The sequence below is a fragment of the Limnohabitans sp. WS1 genome, assembly GCF_003063265.1.
Classification (GTDB): Bacteria; Pseudomonadota; Gammaproteobacteria; order Burkholderiales; family Burkholderiaceae_C; genus Limnohabitans_A.
The window spans coordinates 660,034-676,689 of the sequence record NZ_NERU01000001.1; the positions used below are offsets into that span (position 1 = coordinate 660,034).

17 protein-coding genes are annotated in these 16,656 nt (G+C 60.2%); 12 read left to right on the forward strand and 5 right to left on the reverse strand.

Features of this window, described 5'->3' with window-relative positions; translation table 11 throughout:
• Window positions 1-25: 25 nt before the first annotated feature.
• From otnK to B9Z48_RS03170, 4 genes are all read right to left on the reverse strand, one after another.
• A complete protein-coding gene (gene otnK, locus B9Z48_RS03155; RefSeq protein WP_108377097.1) occupies window positions 26-1,306 on the reverse strand; it encodes a 3-oxo-tetronate kinase in 1,281 nt (426 codons plus the stop codon).
• Complete coding sequence (gene ltnD / locus B9Z48_RS03160; protein ID WP_108377098.1) at window positions 1,303-2,202, reverse strand: L-threonate dehydrogenase; 900 nt, start codon at window positions 2,200-2,202, stop codon at window positions 1,303-1,305. Before ltnD ends, otnK begins: the two co-directional genes overlap by 4 nt.
• A gap of 46 nt (window positions 2,203-2,248) precedes the next feature.
• Window positions 2,249-3,223 (reverse strand): tripartite tricarboxylate transporter substrate binding protein, encoded by a 975-nt coding sequence (locus B9Z48_RS03165; RefSeq protein ID WP_108377099.1) that lies wholly within the window; start codon window positions 3,221-3,223, stop codon window positions 2,249-2,251.
• Window positions 3,224-3,562: 339 nt separating this feature from the next.
• The gene (locus tag B9Z48_RS03170) at window positions 3,563-4,390 is read right to left on the reverse strand and encodes a helix-turn-helix domain-containing protein (RefSeq protein WP_158273199.1); all 828 of its coding nucleotides are present in this window, start codon (window positions 4,388-4,390) and stop codon (window positions 3,563-3,565) included.
• Between B9Z48_RS03170 and B9Z48_RS03175 the strand changes: the two genes are divergently transcribed.
• Window positions 4,389-4,784 carry a phosphopantetheine adenylyltransferase gene (locus B9Z48_RS03175; protein ID WP_146186226.1) on the forward strand — a complete coding sequence of 132 codons (396 nt, stop codon included), beginning with the start codon at window positions 4,389-4,391 and terminating at the stop codon, window positions 4,782-4,784. The genes B9Z48_RS03170 and B9Z48_RS03175 overlap by 2 nt on opposite strands.
• A gap of 39 nt (window positions 4,785-4,823) precedes the next feature.
• Window positions 4,824-5,264, forward strand: coding sequence for a GNAT family N-acetyltransferase (locus B9Z48_RS03180; RefSeq protein ID WP_108377102.1), 441 nt, complete (start codon window positions 4,824-4,826; stop codon window positions 5,262-5,264).
• A 199-nt stretch (window positions 5,265-5,463) separates the two neighbouring features.
• Here B9Z48_RS03180 and B9Z48_RS03185 read toward each other — a convergent pair whose 3' ends face one another.
• Complete coding sequence (locus B9Z48_RS03185; protein ID WP_233261004.1) at window positions 5,464-5,982, reverse strand: MarR family winged helix-turn-helix transcriptional regulator; 519 nt, start codon at window positions 5,980-5,982, stop codon at window positions 5,464-5,466.
• A 133-nt stretch (window positions 5,983-6,115) separates the two neighbouring features.
• Here B9Z48_RS03185 and badH point away from each other — a divergent pair, with 133 nt between their 5' ends.
• Genes badH through B9Z48_RS03235 form a run of 10 tightly spaced genes read left to right on the forward strand, consistent with a single transcriptional unit; the run spans window position 6,116 to window position 16,495 of the window.
• Complete coding sequence (badH, locus tag B9Z48_RS03190) at window positions 6,116-6,883, forward strand: 2-hydroxycyclohexanecarboxyl-CoA dehydrogenase (RefSeq protein ID WP_108377104.1); 768 nt, start codon at window positions 6,116-6,118, stop codon at window positions 6,881-6,883.
• A gap of 30 nt (window positions 6,884-6,913) precedes the next feature.
• Complete coding sequence (badI, locus tag B9Z48_RS03195; protein ID WP_108377105.1) at window positions 6,914-7,696, forward strand: 2-ketocyclohexanecarboxyl-CoA hydrolase; 783 nt, start codon at window positions 6,914-6,916, stop codon at window positions 7,694-7,696.
• A gap of 22 nt (window positions 7,697-7,718) precedes the next feature.
• Window positions 7,719-8,876, forward strand: a complete 1,158-nt coding sequence (gene aliB, locus B9Z48_RS03200) for a cyclohexanecarboxyl-CoA dehydrogenase (RefSeq protein WP_108377106.1) — start codon at window positions 7,719-7,721, stop codon at window positions 8,874-8,876.
• Window positions 8,877-8,914: 38 nt separating this feature from the next.
• On the forward strand, window positions 8,915-10,564 hold the full coding sequence (gene aliA, locus B9Z48_RS03205) for a cyclohexanecarboxylate-CoA ligase (protein ID WP_108377107.1): 1,650 nt from the start codon (window positions 8,915-8,917) through the stop codon (window positions 10,562-10,564).
• A 43-nt stretch (window positions 10,565-10,607) separates the two neighbouring features.
• Window positions 10,608-11,591: a tripartite tricarboxylate transporter substrate binding protein gene (locus tag B9Z48_RS03210; protein ID WP_108377108.1), complete on the forward strand. Its 984-nt coding sequence runs from the start codon at window positions 10,608-10,610 to the stop codon at window positions 11,589-11,591.
• A gap of 13 nt (window positions 11,592-11,604) precedes the next feature.
• Entirely contained in the window at window positions 11,605-12,381 is a 777-nt protein-coding gene (locus tag B9Z48_RS03215) for an enoyl-CoA hydratase (protein WP_108377109.1), read from the forward strand.
• 13 nt (window positions 12,382-12,394) lie between these two features.
• Window positions 12,395-13,555 (forward strand): acyl-CoA dehydrogenase family protein, encoded by a 1,161-nt coding sequence (locus B9Z48_RS03220; RefSeq protein WP_108377110.1) that lies wholly within the window; start codon window positions 12,395-12,397, stop codon window positions 13,553-13,555.
• 28 nt (window positions 13,556-13,583) lie between these two features.
• A complete protein-coding gene (locus tag B9Z48_RS03225) occupies window positions 13,584-14,771 on the forward strand; it encodes an acyl-CoA dehydrogenase (protein ID WP_108377111.1) in 1,188 nt (395 codons plus the stop codon).
• Between the two features lie 18 nt (window positions 14,772-14,789).
• On the forward strand, window positions 14,790-15,545 hold the full coding sequence (locus B9Z48_RS03230) for an electron transfer flavoprotein subunit beta/FixA family protein (RefSeq protein ID WP_108377112.1): 756 nt from the start codon (window positions 14,790-14,792) through the stop codon (window positions 15,543-15,545).
• Between the two features lie 17 nt (window positions 15,546-15,562).
• Entirely contained in the window at window positions 15,563-16,495 is a 933-nt protein-coding gene (locus B9Z48_RS03235) for an electron transfer flavoprotein subunit alpha/FixB family protein (protein ID WP_089961402.1), read from the forward strand.
• The last annotated feature ends 161 nt before the right edge of the window (window positions 16,496-16,656 follow it).

The following is a 16,656-nucleotide window of genomic DNA, read 5'->3' on the forward strand; positions in this document are numbered from 1 at the left end:
CTCGATGCCCCGCTGTGCGCAACTGTCACTGCAAAACCCCAAACGCTTTGCTGAAAAAGTCTTCGGTGCCGAAGTTGCCCGATTTGAGGGCGATGTGCAGGCCGCCTGTTTCGGAGGGCGCATGGCACCACGGCACCCCGGGGTCGATTTGCGGGCCGATTTGCAACTGTGCGATGTCCAGCGCCTGCACACAAGCGCCCGAAGTTTCGCCACCGGCCACCACCAGCTGCCGCACACCCAGGTCCACCAAGCCACGGGCCACAGACGCCAAGGCGTGTTCCACCAAAGCACCCGCCTCGGCCACGCCCAACTGCGCCTGCACGGCTTTGACGGCCTCGGGCTCGGCGGTGGAATACACCAGCACCGGGCCGTCCTTGAGCAGCGGCGCGGCCCAGGCCAGCACCTGCTGCACCACCGCCTCGCTTTGGCCATTCATGAGCGCCGCAGGGTTGATCGCCATCGCGGGGCGGCCGGAGGCTTTGAAGTGCGCCACTTGCGCATTGGTGGCCACAGAGCAACTCCCCGACACCACCGCCTGCAAGCCGCTGGCTGCGGGCAACTGGCTGGCTTGCAAAGAAGGCTTCAGGCCAAAGTTGGCGGGCAGGCCAATCGCCACGCCCGAGCCTGCGGTGACCAGCGGCATGTCCTTCAAAGCAGGCCCCAGAAGATGCAGGTCGTCGTTGCTGGTCGCGTCGACCACCGCCACGCTCACACCTTCGGCACGCAGCGTGGCGATGCGGTCACGGATGGCCGACGCGCCAAGGGCCACGGTTTTGTAGTCGATCAGGCCGACTTTGCGTTTCGTTTGCGCCTGCATCACGCGCACCAAATTCGAATCGGTCATCGGTGTGAGCGGGTGGTTTTGCATGCCCGATTCATTGAGCAGCACGTTGCCTGCGAACAGGTAACCCTTGAACACGGTGCGGCCATTGTCAGGAAAGGCCGGGGTCGCGATGGTGAAGTCCGTGCCCAGCGCGTCCATCAGCGCCTCGGTCACTGGGCCGATGTTGCCTTCGGGCGTGCTGTCAAAGGTCGAGCAGTATTTGAAATAGATCTGCTCCGCTCCTTGGGCTTGCAGCCACTTCAAGGCGTCGAGCGATTGCGCGATGGCCTCGGCCGCCGGAATGGTGCGCGACTTGAGCGCCACCACTACTGCATCGACGTCTGCTGCCAGCGGCGAGGTAGGCACGCCAATGGTTTGCACCACCCGCATGCCCGAACGCACCAGGTTGTTGGCGAGGTCCGTGGCGCCTGTGAAGTCGTCGGCTATACAGCCCAACTTCAATCCGAGTTTCAACGCGCTCATGCTTTCCCCTTCGGCAGCTCAATGCCCGGAAAAATCTTGATGACCGCGCTGTCGTCTTCCTTGGCAAAGCCTGCCGTGCTGGCCTGCATGAACATCTGGTGCGCGGTGCTCGACAGCGGCAGTGGGAATTTGCTGGCACGCGCCATGTCGAGCACGATGCCCAAATCCTTCACAAAAATGTCCACCGCTGAGAGCGGCGTGTAGTCGGCCGCCAGCACATGGGCCATGCGGTTTTCAAACATCCAGCTGTTGCCCGCGCTGTGGGTGATCACCTCGTACAAAGCGGCCGGGTCCACACCTTCGCGCAGGCCCAGCGCCATGGCTTCGGCCGCAGCGGCAATGTGCACACCCGCCAGCAGCTGGTTGATGATCTTGACCTTGCTGCCCGCGCCTGCGCTGTCGCCCAGCTTGTAGACCTTGGCGGCCATGGCGTTCAAGAAGGGCTCGGCCAGCGCATAAGCCTCAGGCTTGCCTGCGGTCATCATGGTCATCTGGCCGGATGCCGCTTTGGCCGCACCGCCCGAGATGGGCGCATCCACATAACGCAAGCCCATGGCTTCCAAGCGCGACTCCAAAGCCACCGACCAGTTGGGGTCCACGGTGGAGCACATCACAAACACGCTGCCGGGCTTCATGCTGGCGGCGCAACCCGGGGTGTTGCCATCGCCAAACAACACGGCTTCGGTCTGCGCAGCATTCACCACCACCGACACGACCACGTCACACGCTGCACCCAGCGAGGCCAGGGTGTCATGCGCTGTGCCCCCCGCGTTCGTGAAGGCATCAGCCACTTCGTGGCGCACGTCAAACACCTGCACGCTGTGCCCGGCGCGGCGCAGCGATGCGGCCATGCCCGAGCCCATGGCCCCCAAACCGATCAAACCTACTGTGCTCATTTCATGTCTCCAGCGTCAAGCGCATTCAAATTTTACAAACGAGGTTTCAATCCAAGCTGATCTTGGCGAAAGCCGCCACTTTTTTCCACTGCGCCGTGTCGGCCTGCATGAAGCTGGCCAGGCCTTGGGCGTTGGCCCAAGCGGGCTCGGCACCAGCCTTGAGCATGGCCGCCTTCACCTCGGGCTGGCTGGCCACACGCTCCAGCGCTTGTTCCAGCTTTTGCGCAACCGGGGTAGGCAGGCCCGCAGGCGCGGCCACACCAAACCAGGCAAACACCTGATAGCCCTTCATGCCGGCTTCTTCCATGGTGGGCACATTGGGCAAAGCGCTGCTGCGCTGGGGCGTGGTCACAGCCAAGGCCTTGAGCTTGCCACCATTGATCAGGCCCAGCGCCGAGGGCAGGTTGTCAAACATCATGTTCACCTCGCCCGCCATCAGGCCCGTCAGGCCCGCTGCCGCGCCCCGGTAAGGGATGTGCGTGACGAACGCGCCCGACTGGCTTTTGTACAGCTCGGCGCTCAGGTGCAGCGAGGTGCCCTGCCCGTTGGACGCGTAATTGAGCTGGCCCGGCTTGGACTTGGCAAGCGCCGTGAGTTCGGCCACCGTGTTGATGCCCGCAGCCGGGTTGACCATCAGCACGTTGGGCACACGACCCAGCAGGGCGATCGGGGCAATTTGCTCGGGCTTGTAAGGCAGCTTGCTGTAAAGCGCCGGGCTGATGGTGAGCGGGGGCGATGCCATGAGCAAGGTGTAACCATCGGCTGGCGCACGCGCGGCCTCGGCCGCACCCAGATTGCCACCGGCACCGGGCTTGTTGTCAATGACAATGGGCTGGCCCAACTCCAGCGCCAGTTTGGGCGCGACCAGACGGGCCATGTTGTCGATCAAACCGCCGGGTGGAAAAGGCACGACCAACTTGATGGGCCGTGCGGGCCAAGTTTGGGCCAAAGCGGTGTTGGCCAGAAATGGCGATATGGCGACCAAAGCAGCGGCCGCTGCGATCCAGTTTCTGCGTTGCATGGGGATCCCTGATGTCAATTGATCAGGTCATCATACAAATTTTGAATGGACTTCGCATCAGGGAGATCACGGGGGCAGGTGTGGGTGTCGGTGCAGCTTGGATATGAGTCACCGACGGCTGCCAGCCTGAATCAGTGATCCGCCCAAATGAAAGGGCCGTTAATTTTTATGTTCGGCTTCAGGCTGGAAGCGGTCACTTCACTTAAGACGATGACCGACTGCAAACGCTGCATCAACGCCGCCCAAGCCAGCGTCGCGACTGTTCGCTTTGGGTCGAAAGGGCACTCTTGTGCAACCTATCAGGAGCAGAGGTAGCTTCAAACCACGCACCACGCTGGTCTATTTTTTCTGCACTTGGATTGAACCTAAGGCCTCTACCCGGTCTTCGGAAATATCCAGAGCCACGCCCATGGCTATAACCTCGCTGGCAGATAAACCAAACATGCCTTTGAAAGCACTGCTCAGATGAGCAGAACTTGAGAACCCGGATTCAATCGCTGCGGTGGTCAAACTTTGGCCTTGGGCGACAGCGCGCATGACGATCGCCATGCGTCGCCACATGCGATAGCGACGAAACGGCAAACCTACTGCTACTTGAAACCGCGCCCTGAAGCGTGATGGAGACAAGCAGGCCAGTTCGGCTGCTTCGGCCAGTCGCCCAAAAGCGGCAGGTCGTTTTTCTATTTCCAGGACGACCCTTTGGATACGCGCATCGCGTGCCCGCTGGGGCTGTATATCAAATGCACCAAAGGCGTCGTGGATACCGAATTTGGGGTCCATTTGGAGCAACTGTGCGCGACCTTGATCCAAAGCCTCTTGAGTGAGCGGATGTTGGCGATCGGTGACTGGATCCAAGTAGAGGAAAGCCAAGGGTCCGTCACTCTTGATGTGGTGAAGTGTCTCGGAAGGAATGAGCGCAGACATGCAGGAGCGCCATTCGGACCAGCCGCTCGGCGGCTTGAACGTTCGAAGTGAAAAAGACTCTTTTAACGCGATCGCGATCGTGGCCGCTGCGTTGCTGTGCGGCGCAAGTTGCAGACCCGGCCCCACGTACATTGCGCGAGCCGGCGCGATACAAATCCGAGGCAAGACAGGCGATTCTTGAAAGCACTTGGTTGGGGAAGCGGGCAGGATGTCTGCATCCCAATTGCACTTCTTTTTTGTCATGACTAAGCTGCTTGAATACGGTTCCACCGTCGCCCTCCTTGTATCCGGGATCATCCACCTGATACCGGTTTATGGTGTTTCAGGCCCGGCTGCGCTGACCCAACTTTATGGCATCGAGGTGGTTGACTCGAATGTCGCCATATTGTTGCAGCATCGAGCCCTGTTGTTTGGCATCTTGGGTCTATTGATGCTGTTGGCCATTGCACTGCCATCTATTCGCATCACTGTGCTGGTTGCCGGTTTGCTCAGCGCAGCCAGTTTCATCGTTGTGGCGATGTGGGTTGGAGGCTACAACGATGCCATATCCAGGGTCATAAGGGCTGACGCACTAGCGTCTGCATTACTGGCGGCGGGTTTATTGACTGAGTGGCATTTTGCTTATGGCACGAGATGATCCAATTGCTTAAAAATTTAATAATCCTAAGGAGAACATATGAAAATCCGAATGGCTCACGAAGATGATTTCGCGCAATGGGTAACCCTTTGGAAGGGTTACCAAGTTTTCTATAAGACCCACATCGCGGAAGCAACGACGGACACAACCTGGTCACGCTTTTTGGATCCTGCAGAGCCCATGTATTGCGCAGTCGCAGAGGTTGACGGCAAATTGATTGGAATGGTGCATTACATCTTTCACCGCAGCTGCTGGACTGCAGGAGACTACGTTTACCTGCAAGACCTGTTCGCAGCGCCAGAACTGCGCGGAAAAGGCGTGGGACGCGCATTGATCGATCATGTGTATGCGGTAGCAAAAGCGCAAGGCGGCAGCCGTGTTTGGTGGCTCACGCACGAGACCAACAGTGATGCCATGCACTTGTACGACAAGATGGCCGACAAGAGTGGCTTTATTCAATACAGAAAATTGATGACTTGATCCACCGTCAGGCATCTTGATCAGTGGTCTTGGGACCGGATCTTGAAAATCAGAGAAAGCGAAAGTTGTTTCAGATCCCGCCCCATCACGAAGGCTGAGTGGGCAATGACCGTTTTTTATGTTCGGCTTCAGGCTGTTATGTAGAGATCTACATAACGGCCTTTTGAGGTCATCAAAACATAAGACGTTATGTGGGTGATCACAAATCCTGCTCGCCTTCTCGTGTGTCGTCGTCCTCTGACGCAGGAATTTTTTGATCAATCTTTTCCATGTTGTCCAGCAGCTTCAGAAAGTAATGAAGGGTGTGGGCCATGTCACCCATCGAGAAATCCTGCAGAGCCTGCTCGTAATAGGCCTTGATCTTGGGTTGCGCCAGATCCATCCAGACATGACGACCCGAATCGGTCATCACCACCAAACGCGAGCGGCGGTCACGCCCGTCGGTGCTCATCTCGATGTGGCCATCGCGCGTCATCCGGGTGATCAGGCCTGACAAGTTTTGCCGGCTGACCATCAGATAGCGCGCCAGCTCCCCCACGCCCATGCCTTGCGCCGCCTCGGGCCGCGACAGCGCACCGAGCACTGCCCATTGCTGTGTGGTCAGGCCTTCATCCTGAACTGCGCGGCTGCCGGTTTTATGCAACATGTTGGCACACTGATACAGTTTGAAGAAAATTCGATTAGCAAGTTCCATGCGAGCGTCTTTGGTCTGTGGCATAGGGAAAACGATAGGTTATTGAACACGAAAAAGACTTGAAGAGGAACGTGGGAAAACCCTAGAATAAGTCAACATGTTGTCATATGTTCGATATTCAGAGTTTTCCAATCCATTTCAATTCACGGAGAAAGTCATGAAAGACCTCAAAGGCAAAACAGCGATTGTGACCGGTGGCGGTGGCGGTATTGGCGGGGCCACTTGCCGCCGTTTTGCCGAAGAAGGCGCTCAGGTTGCGGTGTTTGATATGAACCTGGAAGCCGCCCAGAAAGTCGCTGACGGCATCGTGGCCGCTGGTGGCAAGGCTCAGGCTTTTGCCTGCAACATCACCGACCGTACCCAGGTCGATGCGGCAGTCGCGGCTGCTGAGGCTCAGCTGGGTCCCATCGATATCTTGGTCAACAACGCGGGTTGGGACATCTTCAAGCCTTTCACCAAAACCGTGCCCGCCGAGTGGGGCAAGTTGATCGCCATCAACCTCACAGGCGCTTTGCACATGCACCACGCTGTGTTGCCCGGCATGGCCGCACGCTGCACTGGCCGCATCGTCAACATCGCCTCAGACGCGGCCCGTGGCGGTTCGTCCGGCGAAGCCGTTTACGCCGCTTGCAAGGGCGGCCTGGTCGCTTTGTCCAAAACCCTGGCACGCGAGCACGCACGCCACAACATCACCGTCAACGTGGTCTGCCCCGGCCCAACCGATACCGCCTTGCTGGCCGGTTTTGCCGAAGGTGCTTCTAACCCCGAAAAACTCATGGACGCCTTCAAGAAGGCCATCCCGCTGGGCCGCCTGGGCCAGCCCGATGACCTCGCCGGTGCCATCGTCTTCCTGAGCAGCGCCGACGCGGCCTTCATCACCGGTCAGGTCCTGAGCGTCTCGGGCGGCCTGACCATGCACGGCTGATCCATCACCCCCATTCAACCGGAGAAACACATGCAATTCGAAGACATCCTGTACGAAAACCGCAACGGCGTGGCCTGGATCACGATCAACCGCCCCGACAAGATGAACGCCTTTCGCGGCACCACCTGCGACGAAATCATCAAGGCCCTGAACAAGGCGGGTTACGACCGTGACATCGGCTGCATCGTGCTCGCCGGTGCCGGTGAGCGGGCGTTTTGCACAGGCGGCGACCAGTCGGCCCACGACGGCAACTACGACGGTCGGGGCACCATCGGCTTGCCCATGGAAGAGTTGCACACCGCCATCCGCGATGTGCCCAAGCCCGTGATTGCCCGCGTGCAAGGCTTTGCGATCGGTGGCGGCAACGTGCTGTGCACGATCTGTGACCTGACCATCTGCTCGGACAAAGCCATCTTCGGCCAGGTCGGCCCCAAGATGGGTTCGGTCGACCCCGGCTACGGCACCGCTTTCCTGGCCCGCGTGGTCGGCGAGAAGAAGGCCCGCGAAATCTGGTACCTCAACAAGCGCTATTCCGGCCAGGAGGCCGTGGACATGGGCCTGGCCAACATTTGCGTGCCGCACGAGCAACTCGACGCCACCGTGCAGGAGTGGGCCGAGACCATTTGTGAACGCAGCCCCACCGCCATTGCCATTGCCAAGCGCAGCTTCAACATGGATACCGCCCACCAGTCGGGCATTGCGGGCATGGGCATGTACGCGCTCAAGCTGTACTACGACACCGAAGAGTCGCGTGAAGGCGTGAAGGCTTTGCAAGAAAAGCGCAAGCCCGACTTCCGCAAGTACGCCAAGTAAACGCTCAGACAGAGGAAGTCAGATGAACCCGAACCCCTACATCAACGAAGACCTGCAGGCGTTGGCCGAAACCGTGCGCCGCTTTGCCGATGAGAAAATCAAACCCGGTTTTCTGGAGCGCGACAAGACCCGCGAGTTTGACCTCGCCTTGCTGCGCGAGATGGGCGAGTTGGGCTTCATCTGCCCCGAAGTGCCCGAAGCGTTTGGTGGCTTGGGCATGGGCTGTGTGGCCGCAGGCGTGATCCACGAGGAAATTGCACGCGCCGACCTGAGCTTTTCTTACCTGAACCTGTTGGCCTCGCTGAACAGCCAGATCCTCTACAAATACGGCAAGCCCGAAGTGGTGCGCCCTTGGCTCGACAAGATCCGTGAAGGCCGTGCTATTTGCGCGATTGCGTTGACCGAACCGCGAGGCGGATCGGACGCAGCCAACCTTCGGTTGCGGGTCGAACGCGATGGTGACTTTTATGTCATCAACGGCGAAAAGACTTCCATTTCGGCGGCCGATCAAGCCGACATCACCGTGGTCTTTGGTCGCACCGGCACAGCCGAGTCAGGCGCACATGGCGTCACCGCCTTGCTGGTGCCGATGGATACGCCCGGCTTGACCACCAGCCGCTTTGACTGCCACGGCCAGCGCTCCATCGGCCGCGGCTCCATCTTCTTCGAGAACGTGCGTGTGCCCGTCAGCCACCGCTTGGGAGACGAGAACAAAGGCTTTGTTCAGGTCATGCACGGCTTTGACTATTCGCGCTCACTGATCGGACTGCAATGCCTGGCGGTAGCACGCGTGGCGCTCGAGGAAACCTGGGAATACATCACCCAACGCCAGGCCTTTGGCCAGCCCTTGTCGGCTTTCCAGGGTGTCACACACCCCTTGGCCCAATACGACACCGAGGTCGAAGGGGCACGCTTGGTCTGCTTACAAGGTCTGTGGCTCAAAGACCAAGGTCTGCCGCACTCCGCAGAGGCCGGCATGGCCAAGTGGTGGGGCCCCAAGTTGGCCTATCACGTGATCCACCAGTGCCTGCTGTGCTTTGGCCACGGCGGTTACGACCGCGGCCTGATGGAGCAACGCATGCGCGATGTGCTGGGCTTCCAGATCGGTGACGGGACCGCACAGATCATGAAAACCATCATTGCACGCACTCGTGCGGGCCGCAAAAACGTGCCTGCCTGAGATTTTCAAAACAAGAAACCCACCCCAAGGAGACAACCATGGAATTCGATGCCGTATTACTGCCCGCCCGCCGCGCACGCATGATCGCGCAAGGCCTGTGGCACGACCGCACCATCAACGACGAACTGGACGCCTGTGTGGCCGACTGCCCGGACAAGCTGGCGCTGACCGCCTACCGGGTCGAAGCCGATGATCTGCGCCGATTCACCTACCGTGAACTGGCGCAGATGGTCGACCGGGTGGCTGTGGGATTGGCCCGCTTGGGCGTGCAAAAGAACGACATCGTGGCCTGCCAGTTGCCCAACTGGTGGCAGTTCACAGTGACCTACCTGGCGTGCTCGCGCATCGGTGCGGTCATCAACCCATTGATGCACATCTTCCGTGAGCGTGAATTGAATTTCATGCTCAAACACGGCGAGGCCAAGGTCATCATCGCACCCAAGACGTTTCGGGGTTTTGACTTCGAGCAGATGATCACCGCGATCCAGCCTGGCCTGCCGCATCTGCAGCATGTGGTGGTGATCGATGGCCATGGCCCCAACAGTTTCGAAGCCTTGCTGAGTGGCCCCACCTGGGAAAACGAGCCCGATGCTGCAAGCATCCTGAGTGCGCATCGCCCTGGCCCGGATGACATTACCCAGCTCATCTACACCTCGGGCACCACAGGCGAACCTAAAGGCGTGATGCATTCGGCCAACACCGTGATGGCCAACATCATTCCTTATGCCAAGCGTCTGCAGCTCGATGCCGAGGACGTGGTGCTCATGGCCTCACCCATGGCGCACCAGACAGGTTTCATGTACGGCCTGATGATGCCCATCATGCTCCAGGCCAGCGCCGTGCTGCAGGACATCTGGGAGCCCAAGAAGGCGGTCGAGGTGATCAACGCCGAAAAAGCCAGCTTCACCATGGCTTCAACGCCGTTTCTGACCGACTTGACCCGCGTGGTGACGGAAAACAAAACACCGGTGCCCAGCCTCAAGACTTTCTTGTGTGCTGGCGCTCCAATACCCGGTCCATTGGTCGAGCAGGCGCGTGCCACTTTAGGCACCAAAATCGTATCGGCCTGGGGCATGAGTGAAAACGGGGCCGTCACACTGATCCGGCTCGATGATCCCGATGAACGTGCCTTCAACACAGATGGCCTGCCCCTGCCCGGGGTTGAGCTCAAGGTGGTGGAAGCGGACGCCTCGGGTCCTGCACTGCCTGCAGGCACGCAAGGCAAGTTGTATCTGCGTGCCTGCTCCAACTTTGGCGGATACCTCAAGCGACAGCACCTCAACGGCACAGACGCCGAAGGCTGGTTTGACACAGGCGATCTGGCCCGTATCGACGAGCAAGGCTACGTGCGCATCACCGGGCGCAGCAAGGACGTGATCATCCGAGGCGGCGAAAACATCCCAGTGGTTGAAATCGAGTCGCTGCTCTACAAGCACCCTGCAGTGGCCTTGGTCGCCATCGTGGCCTACCCCGACGAACGCCTGGGCGAACGGGCTTGCGCCGTGGTGGTGCCCAAGCCCGGTCAAACCTTCGACATGCCCAGCCTGGTCACTTACCTCAAAGAGCAGAAGGTTGCGATTCAGTACATCCCTGAACGCCTCGAAGTTCGGCAAAGCATGCCGTCCACGCCATCCGGAAAGATCCAGAAATTCAAGCTGCGCGAGGATTTGCGCGACGGTGCAGCTTAAGACAAAGCGCTCAACTTTCAACCACCCCATCAGGAGACAAACCATGACATCCACATCACGTTTTCAACTGCGCCGCACCTTGACGGTCGCCGCCCTTTCCCTGCTCGGCTTGGGTGCCAGCGTCAGCAGTCATGCACAGGCCTGGCCCAGCAAGCCCATCCGCATCGTGGTCGGCTTTGCCCCCGGTGGCACGACCGATGCCATGGCGCGACTGGTCGCTCAAAGCTTGACAGAGAGCTTGGGCCAGTCTGTCGTTATTGACAACAAGCCCGGAGCCAGCGGCAACATTGCAGCCGCAGAGGTGGCTCGCGCAACCCCTGATGGTCACACCTTGTTCATCTCACCCACATCGGTAGAAACCGTCAACCCGCACCTGATCAAATCCAACTTGCTGCCCTCCCGCGACCTCACCCCGGTCAGTGGCATCGGTAAATCGCAAATGTATTTGGTGACCAAGCCACAAAGCACCGCCAAAGATGTGCGCGAACTGGTCGCACAGGCCAAGTCCGGAAAATTGGCCTACGCCTCAGCCGGTGCTGGCACGCCCCCCCACCTGGCTTGCGAACTGTTCAAACAGGCCACCGGCACCAACATCCTGCACGTGCCCTACAAAGGGGCCGCACCGGCACTGCAAGACGTTCTGGCAGGTCAAGCCGACATGGTGTGCGACCCGGGCATTGCTTTCCCGCACATCCGCACGGGCAAGGTCAAATTGCTGGCGGTGGTGAGTGAGAAGCGCTCACCCTTTTTCCCCGATGTGCCCACCGTGGCTGAGCAAGGTTTCAAAGGGGCCAATCTGGACATTTGGTTTGGCATGTGGACACCGAACGGCACCCCCGCCGAGGTCATCGCCCGTTTGAACCGTGAGGTCGCCAAGGCCTTGGCATCGCCCACACTGAAGGCCCGCTACGCCGATCTGGGCGGCGAGAACGTTGCGCTGGACACGGCCGAATTCAAGGCGCTGCTGGCCAACGAAGGCAAAGTCCTGGGCGCTTTGATCCGCGACCAGAAAATCACCGTCGAGTAAGCTGGAGCGCGCGATGTCCGAGTCCCCCATCCTGAGCACCCGGCACGGACGTGTCGGTGTCATCACCCTGAACCGTCCCGCCCAGCTCAATGCGCTCAACGACGCCTTGATGGACGCACTGGGCCAGGCGCTGCTGGGTCTGGATGCGGACCCGGACATTGGCGCCATCGTCATCACCGGCAGTGACAAGGCGTTCGCCGCCGGTGCCGACATCGCCGTGATGGCCGACTGGTCCTACATGGATGTTTTTCAAAGTGGCTTCATCACCCGCAATTGGGAAACCATCCGTCAGGTGCGCAAGCCGGTGATCGCTGCGGTGGCGGGTTACGCCATGGGCGGCGGTTGCGAGCTGGCACTGGCTTGCGACATCGTGATCGCGGCCGAGTCGGCGCAGTTTGCCCTGCCCGAAATCAAGCTGGCCATGCTGCCCGGCGCGGGGGGCACACAGCGCTTGCCGCGTGCCATTGGCAAGGCCAAAGCCATGGACATGTGCCTGTCGGCCCGCATGCTGAACGCCGAAGAAGCCGACTGCTACGGCCTGGTCTCGCGCGTGGTGCCCGACGCCGAGCTGCAGGCCGTGACGCTGAAGCTGGCCACGCAGATTGCGGGCTACTCGCTGCCCGCCTTGATGGCCATCAAGGAGTCGGTCAACCGCGCCCACGAGGCCAGCCTGACAGAAGGCATTTTGTTCGAGCGCCGTGCGCTGCACGCCCGCTTCGCCAGCGCCGACGCCCATGAAGGCATGCACGCCTTCCTCGACAAACGAAAACCCGTTTTCCAGCACCGTTAACCCCACTTTGACCATGGCTCTCGACTCCGAATCCTTTGATCTCCTGCTGCCCACCTTGCAGCGCTTCATCCGCGAGCGCCTGATCCCAGCCGAAAACCACCTCGAAGAGCACGACGACGTGCCACTGGACATCGTTCAGGACATGAAGGACATGGGCCTGTTTGGCCTGACGGTGCCCGAAGCGTTCGGCGGCATCGGTCTGTCGGTCAGTCAAGAGGTGCTGGTTAACTACGAACTCGGCCGCACCGCGCCCGCCTTCCGCTCCGTCTTTGGCACCAACATCGGCATCGGCTCACAAGGCATCTTGATGGACGGCACGCCCGAACAAAAAGCCGCCTACCTGCCCAGCGTGGCCAGTGGCGAGTTGATCATGTCCTTCGCACTGACCGAGCCCGATGTCGGCACCGACGCCGCCTCGCTCAAGACCCGTGCCGAACTCGACGGCGACCACTATGTGCTGAGTGGCACCAAGCGCTACATCACCAACGCGCCGCGTGCCGGTGCCTTCACCCTGATGGCGCGCACCGGCGGTCCTGGCGCCAGTGGCGTGTCGGCCTTCATCGTGCCGGCCGATCTGCCGGGCATCAAGCTGGGCAAGCCCGACAAGAAAATGGGCCAGCGCGGCACCAAGACCTGCGACGTGATTCTGGAGAATGTGCGCGTGCCCGCCGCCAACATCATCGGCGGCGTGCCCGGCCAAGGCTTCAAGACCGCCATGAAAGTGCTGGACCGTGGGCGCCTGAACATCTCGGCCGTCTCCTGCGGATTGGCCTCGCGCATCCTGGATGAGGCCCGCAGCTACGCCCGCGACCGCAAACAGTTCGGCAAACCGATTGGCGAGTTCCAACTGATCCAGGCCATGCTGGCCGACAGCCAAGCCGAGCTGCTGGCGGGTTGGTCGCTGGTCAAGGACGTGGCTGCGCGCTTTGACCTCAAGCCGCCGCATGTGTCTGACCCTGAAATTTCGATGCAGGTGTCATGCGCCAAGCTGTTCTCCACCGAGATGGTGGGCCGCGTGGCCGACCGCGGCGTTCAGATCCACGGCGGGGCAGGTTACATCAATGAATACCCGGTCGAGCGCTTTTACCGCGACGCCCGCCTGCTGCGCCTGTACGAAGGCACCACCCAGGTGCAGCAAATCATCATCGGCCGCGAACTGTTGCGCGCGGCCTGACACCAGACCTTTAACCCTGAGAACTCCTATGGCCAACCCAAAAAATACCTTCAACTGGGAAGACCCCTTCAACCTCAGCGCCCAGCTCACCGAAGACGAGCGCCAGGTGCAGGAAGCCGCCCGCGCCTATTGCCAAGAAAAGCTGCTGCCCCGCGTGAAAGACGCGTTTCTGAATGAAACCACCGACGTGGCCATCTTCCGCGAAATGGGCGAGCTGGGCCTCTTGGGCCCAACCATCCCCGAGCAGTACGGCGGTGCAGGCCTCAACTACGTCTGCTACGGCCTGGTGGCCCGCGAGGTCGAGCGCGTGGACAGCGGCTACCGCTCCATGATGAGCGTGCAGTCGTCCCTCGTGATGGTGCCGATCAACGACTTCGGCACCGAAGTGCAAAAACAAAAATACCTGCCTAAGCTGGCGCGTGGCGAGTGGATCGGCTGCTTTGGCCTGACCGAACCCAACCACGGCTCAGACCCCGGCAGCATGATCACCCGCGCCAAAAAGGTGGACGGCGGCTACAGCATCAGCGGCGCCAAGATGTGGATCACCAACAGCCCCATCGCCGACGTGTTTGTGGTCTGGGCCAAGGACGACGGCGGCCAGATCCGTGGCTTCATTTTGGAAAAAGGCTGGAAAGGCCTGAGCGCCCCCGCTGTGCACGGCAAGGTGGGCTTGCGCGCGTCGATCACCGGCGAGATCGTCATGGACGAAGTCTTCTGCCCTGAAGAAAACGCTTTCCCTGAAGTGCGCGGCTTGAAAGGCCCCTTCACTTGCCTGAACAGCGCCCGCTACGGCATCGCTTGGGGTGCCTTGGGCGCTGCCGAAGACTGCTATGCCCGCGCCCGCCAGTACGTGATGGACCGCCAGCAGTTCGGCCGCCCCTTGGCTGCCAACCAACTGATCCAGAAGAAACTGGCCGACATGCTGACCGAAATCAGCCTGGGCCTGCAAGGCTGCCTGCGCCTGGGCCGCATGAAGGACGAAGGCACCGCTTCGGTGGACCTGACCTCCATCCTCAAGCGCAACAGCTGCGGCAAGGCTTTGGACATCGCTCGCATGGCACGCGACATGATGGGCGGCAACGGCATCAGCGCCGAATACGGCGTGGCCCGCCACTTGGTGAACCTGGAAGTGGTCAACACCTACGAAGGCACACACGACGTGCACGCCCTGATTTTGGGCCGGGCCATCACGGGTATCGCGGCATTCGCTAACTGATTCACAAGGAGTCAAGCCATGAAAATTCTCGTTCCCGTCAAGCGGGTGGTGGACTACAACGTCAAGGTCCGTGTCAAGTCCGATGGTTCGGGCGTGGACATTGCCAACGTCAAGATGAGCATGAACCCCTTTGACGAGATCGCCGTCGAAGAAGCCGTGCGCCTGAAAGAAAAAGGTTTGGCCACTGAAGTCATCGCGGTGTCTTGCGGCGTGACCCAGTGCCAGGAAACCTTGCGCACCGCCATGGCCATTGGTGCCGACCGCGGCATTTTGGTTGAGACCCCTGCCGACTTGGACCTGCAGCCCTTGGCAGTGGCCAAACTCCTCAAGGCTTTGGTGGACAAAGAGCAACCCGGTCTGATCATTTTGGGCAAACAAGCCATTGACGACGATTGCAACCAGACGGGCCAGATGCTGGCCGCTTTGGCCGATCTGCCCCAAGCCACCTTTGCCTCCAAGGTCAACATCGTGGATGGCAAAGCCCAGGTGACCCGAGAGATCGATGGCGGCCTGGAAGTGCTGAGCATCAGCCTGCCAGCGGTGGTGACCACCGACCTGCGCCTGAACGAACCACGCTACGTGACCTTGCCCAACATCATGAAGGCCAAGAAAAAGCAGCTGGACAACTTCAAGCCTGAAGACCTAGGCGTGGATGTGGCCCCCCGCATCAAGACCCTGAAAGTGGCAGAGCCTGCCAAGCGCAGCGCTGGCATCAAGGTGCCCGATGTGGCCACGCTGGTGGACAAGCTCAAGAACGTGGCCAAGGTCATCTGACCATCCAAGGAAATCTCATGACTTCTCTCGTTATTGCCGAACACGACAACGCCTCCATCAAGGGCGCAACTCTTAATACGATCACGGCCGCTGCCGCTTGTGGTGGTGATGTGCATCTGCTGGTGGCGGGCCACAATGCCGCTGCTGCTGCGCAAGCTGCTGCCCAAATCGTGGGTGTATCCAAAGTGATCCACGCTGACAGCCAAGCCTTGGCCCATGGCCTGGCCGAGAATGTCGCAGCCCAGGTGCTGGCGATTGCTGGCAACTACAGCCACATCCTGTTCCCAGCAACCGCTGCAGGCAAGAACGTGGCCCCCCGCGTGGCCGCCAAGCTCGATGTGGCGCAAATCAGCGATGTGACGAAAGTCATCTCGGCCGACACCTTCGAGCGCCCCATCTACGCGGGCAACGCCATGGCCACCGTGCAAAGCACCGACGGCACCAAAGTCATCACCGTGCGCACCACCGGCTTTGACGCCGCAGTCGCCACGGGGGGCAGTGCCGCGGTGGAAAGCGCCGCAGCCCAAGCCGACAGCGGCAAGAGCAGCTTCACGCGCAGCGAGATTGCCAAGAATGACCGCCCAGAACTGACCGCAGCCAAGATCATTGTGTCCGGTGGCCGCGCTTTGGGCAGCTCGGAAAAGTTCAACGAAGTGATGACGCCCTTGGCCGACAAACTGGGCGCCGCCATCGGTGCCAGCCGCGCAGCGGTGGACGCTGGTTACGCTGCCAACGACCTGCAAGTGGGTCAGACCGGCAAGATCGTGGCGCCTCAGTTGTATGTTGCTTGCGGCATTTCGGGTGCGATCCAGCACTTGGCGGGCATGAAGGATTCCAAGGTGATCGTGGCGATCAACAAAGACCCCGAAGCGCCGATCTTCAGCGTGGCCGACTTTGGCCTCGAAGCCGATTTGTTTGCGGCTGTGCCTGAACTCGTACAGCAGGTCTAAATCACTGCGAAAGCGGTCATTGGTTATCTAACGACAAACTTCTACTGTGTGTCGGCAGTAGGCGTTCGCACCAACAAGAGCGGCCCTTCATCGCTTTGCTGCGATCATGAACTTTGACCATGTCAGTTTTTCCTGAAACCGGTCAGCGGTGATGCAGGGTG

Bases quoted from the DNA above. Each gene is read 5' to 3' on its own strand.
- otnK (WP_108377097.1), bottom strand. From the start codon at position 1,306: ATGAGCGCGTTGAAACTCGGATTGAAGTTGGGCTGTATAGCCGACGAC.
- ltnD (WP_108377098.1), bottom strand. From the start codon at position 2,202: ATGAGCACAGTAGGTTTGATCGGTTTGGGGGCCATGGGCTCGGGCATG.
- aliB (WP_108377106.1), top strand. From the start codon at position 7,719: ATGAACCCGAACCCCTACATCAACGAAGACCTGCAGGCGTTGGCCGAA.
- badH (WP_108377104.1), top strand. From the start codon at position 6,116: ATGAAAGACCTCAAAGGCAAAACAGCGATTGTGACCGGTGGCGGTGGC.
- B9Z48_RS03230 (WP_108377112.1), top strand. From the start codon at position 14,790: ATGAAAATTCTCGTTCCCGTCAAGCGGGTGGTGGACTACAACGTCAAG.
- B9Z48_RS03165 (WP_108377099.1), bottom strand. From the start codon at position 3,223: ATGCAACGCAGAAACTGGATCGCAGCGGCCGCTGCTTTGGTCGCCATA.
- B9Z48_RS03220 (WP_108377110.1), top strand. From the start codon at position 12,395: ATGGCTCTCGACTCCGAATCCTTTGATCTCCTGCTGCCCACCTTGCAG.
- B9Z48_RS03180 (WP_108377102.1), top strand. From the start codon at position 4,824: ATGAAAATCCGAATGGCTCACGAAGATGATTTCGCGCAATGGGTAACC.
- B9Z48_RS03185 (WP_233261004.1), bottom strand. From the start codon at position 5,982: ATGCCACAGACCAAAGACGCTCGCATGGAACTTGCTAATCGAATTTTC.
- B9Z48_RS03210 (WP_108377108.1), top strand. From the start codon at position 10,608: ATGACATCCACATCACGTTTTCAACTGCGCCGCACCTTGACGGTCGCC.
- B9Z48_RS03235 (WP_089961402.1), top strand. From the start codon at position 15,563: ATGACTTCTCTCGTTATTGCCGAACACGACAACGCCTCCATCAAGGGC.
- B9Z48_RS03175 (WP_146186226.1), top strand. From the start codon at position 4,389: ATGACTAAGCTGCTTGAATACGGTTCCACCGTCGCCCTCCTTGTATCC.
- aliA (WP_108377107.1), top strand. From the start codon at position 8,915: ATGGAATTCGATGCCGTATTACTGCCCGCCCGCCGCGCACGCATGATC.
- B9Z48_RS03225 (WP_108377111.1), top strand. From the start codon at position 13,584: ATGGCCAACCCAAAAAATACCTTCAACTGGGAAGACCCCTTCAACCTC.
- badI (WP_108377105.1), top strand. From the start codon at position 6,914: ATGCAATTCGAAGACATCCTGTACGAAAACCGCAACGGCGTGGCCTGG.
- B9Z48_RS03170 (WP_158273199.1), bottom strand. From the start codon at position 4,390: ATGACAAAAAAGAAGTGCAATTGGGATGCAGACATCCTGCCCGCTTCC.
- B9Z48_RS03215 (WP_108377109.1), top strand. From the start codon at position 11,605: ATGTCCGAGTCCCCCATCCTGAGCACCCGGCACGGACGTGTCGGTGTC.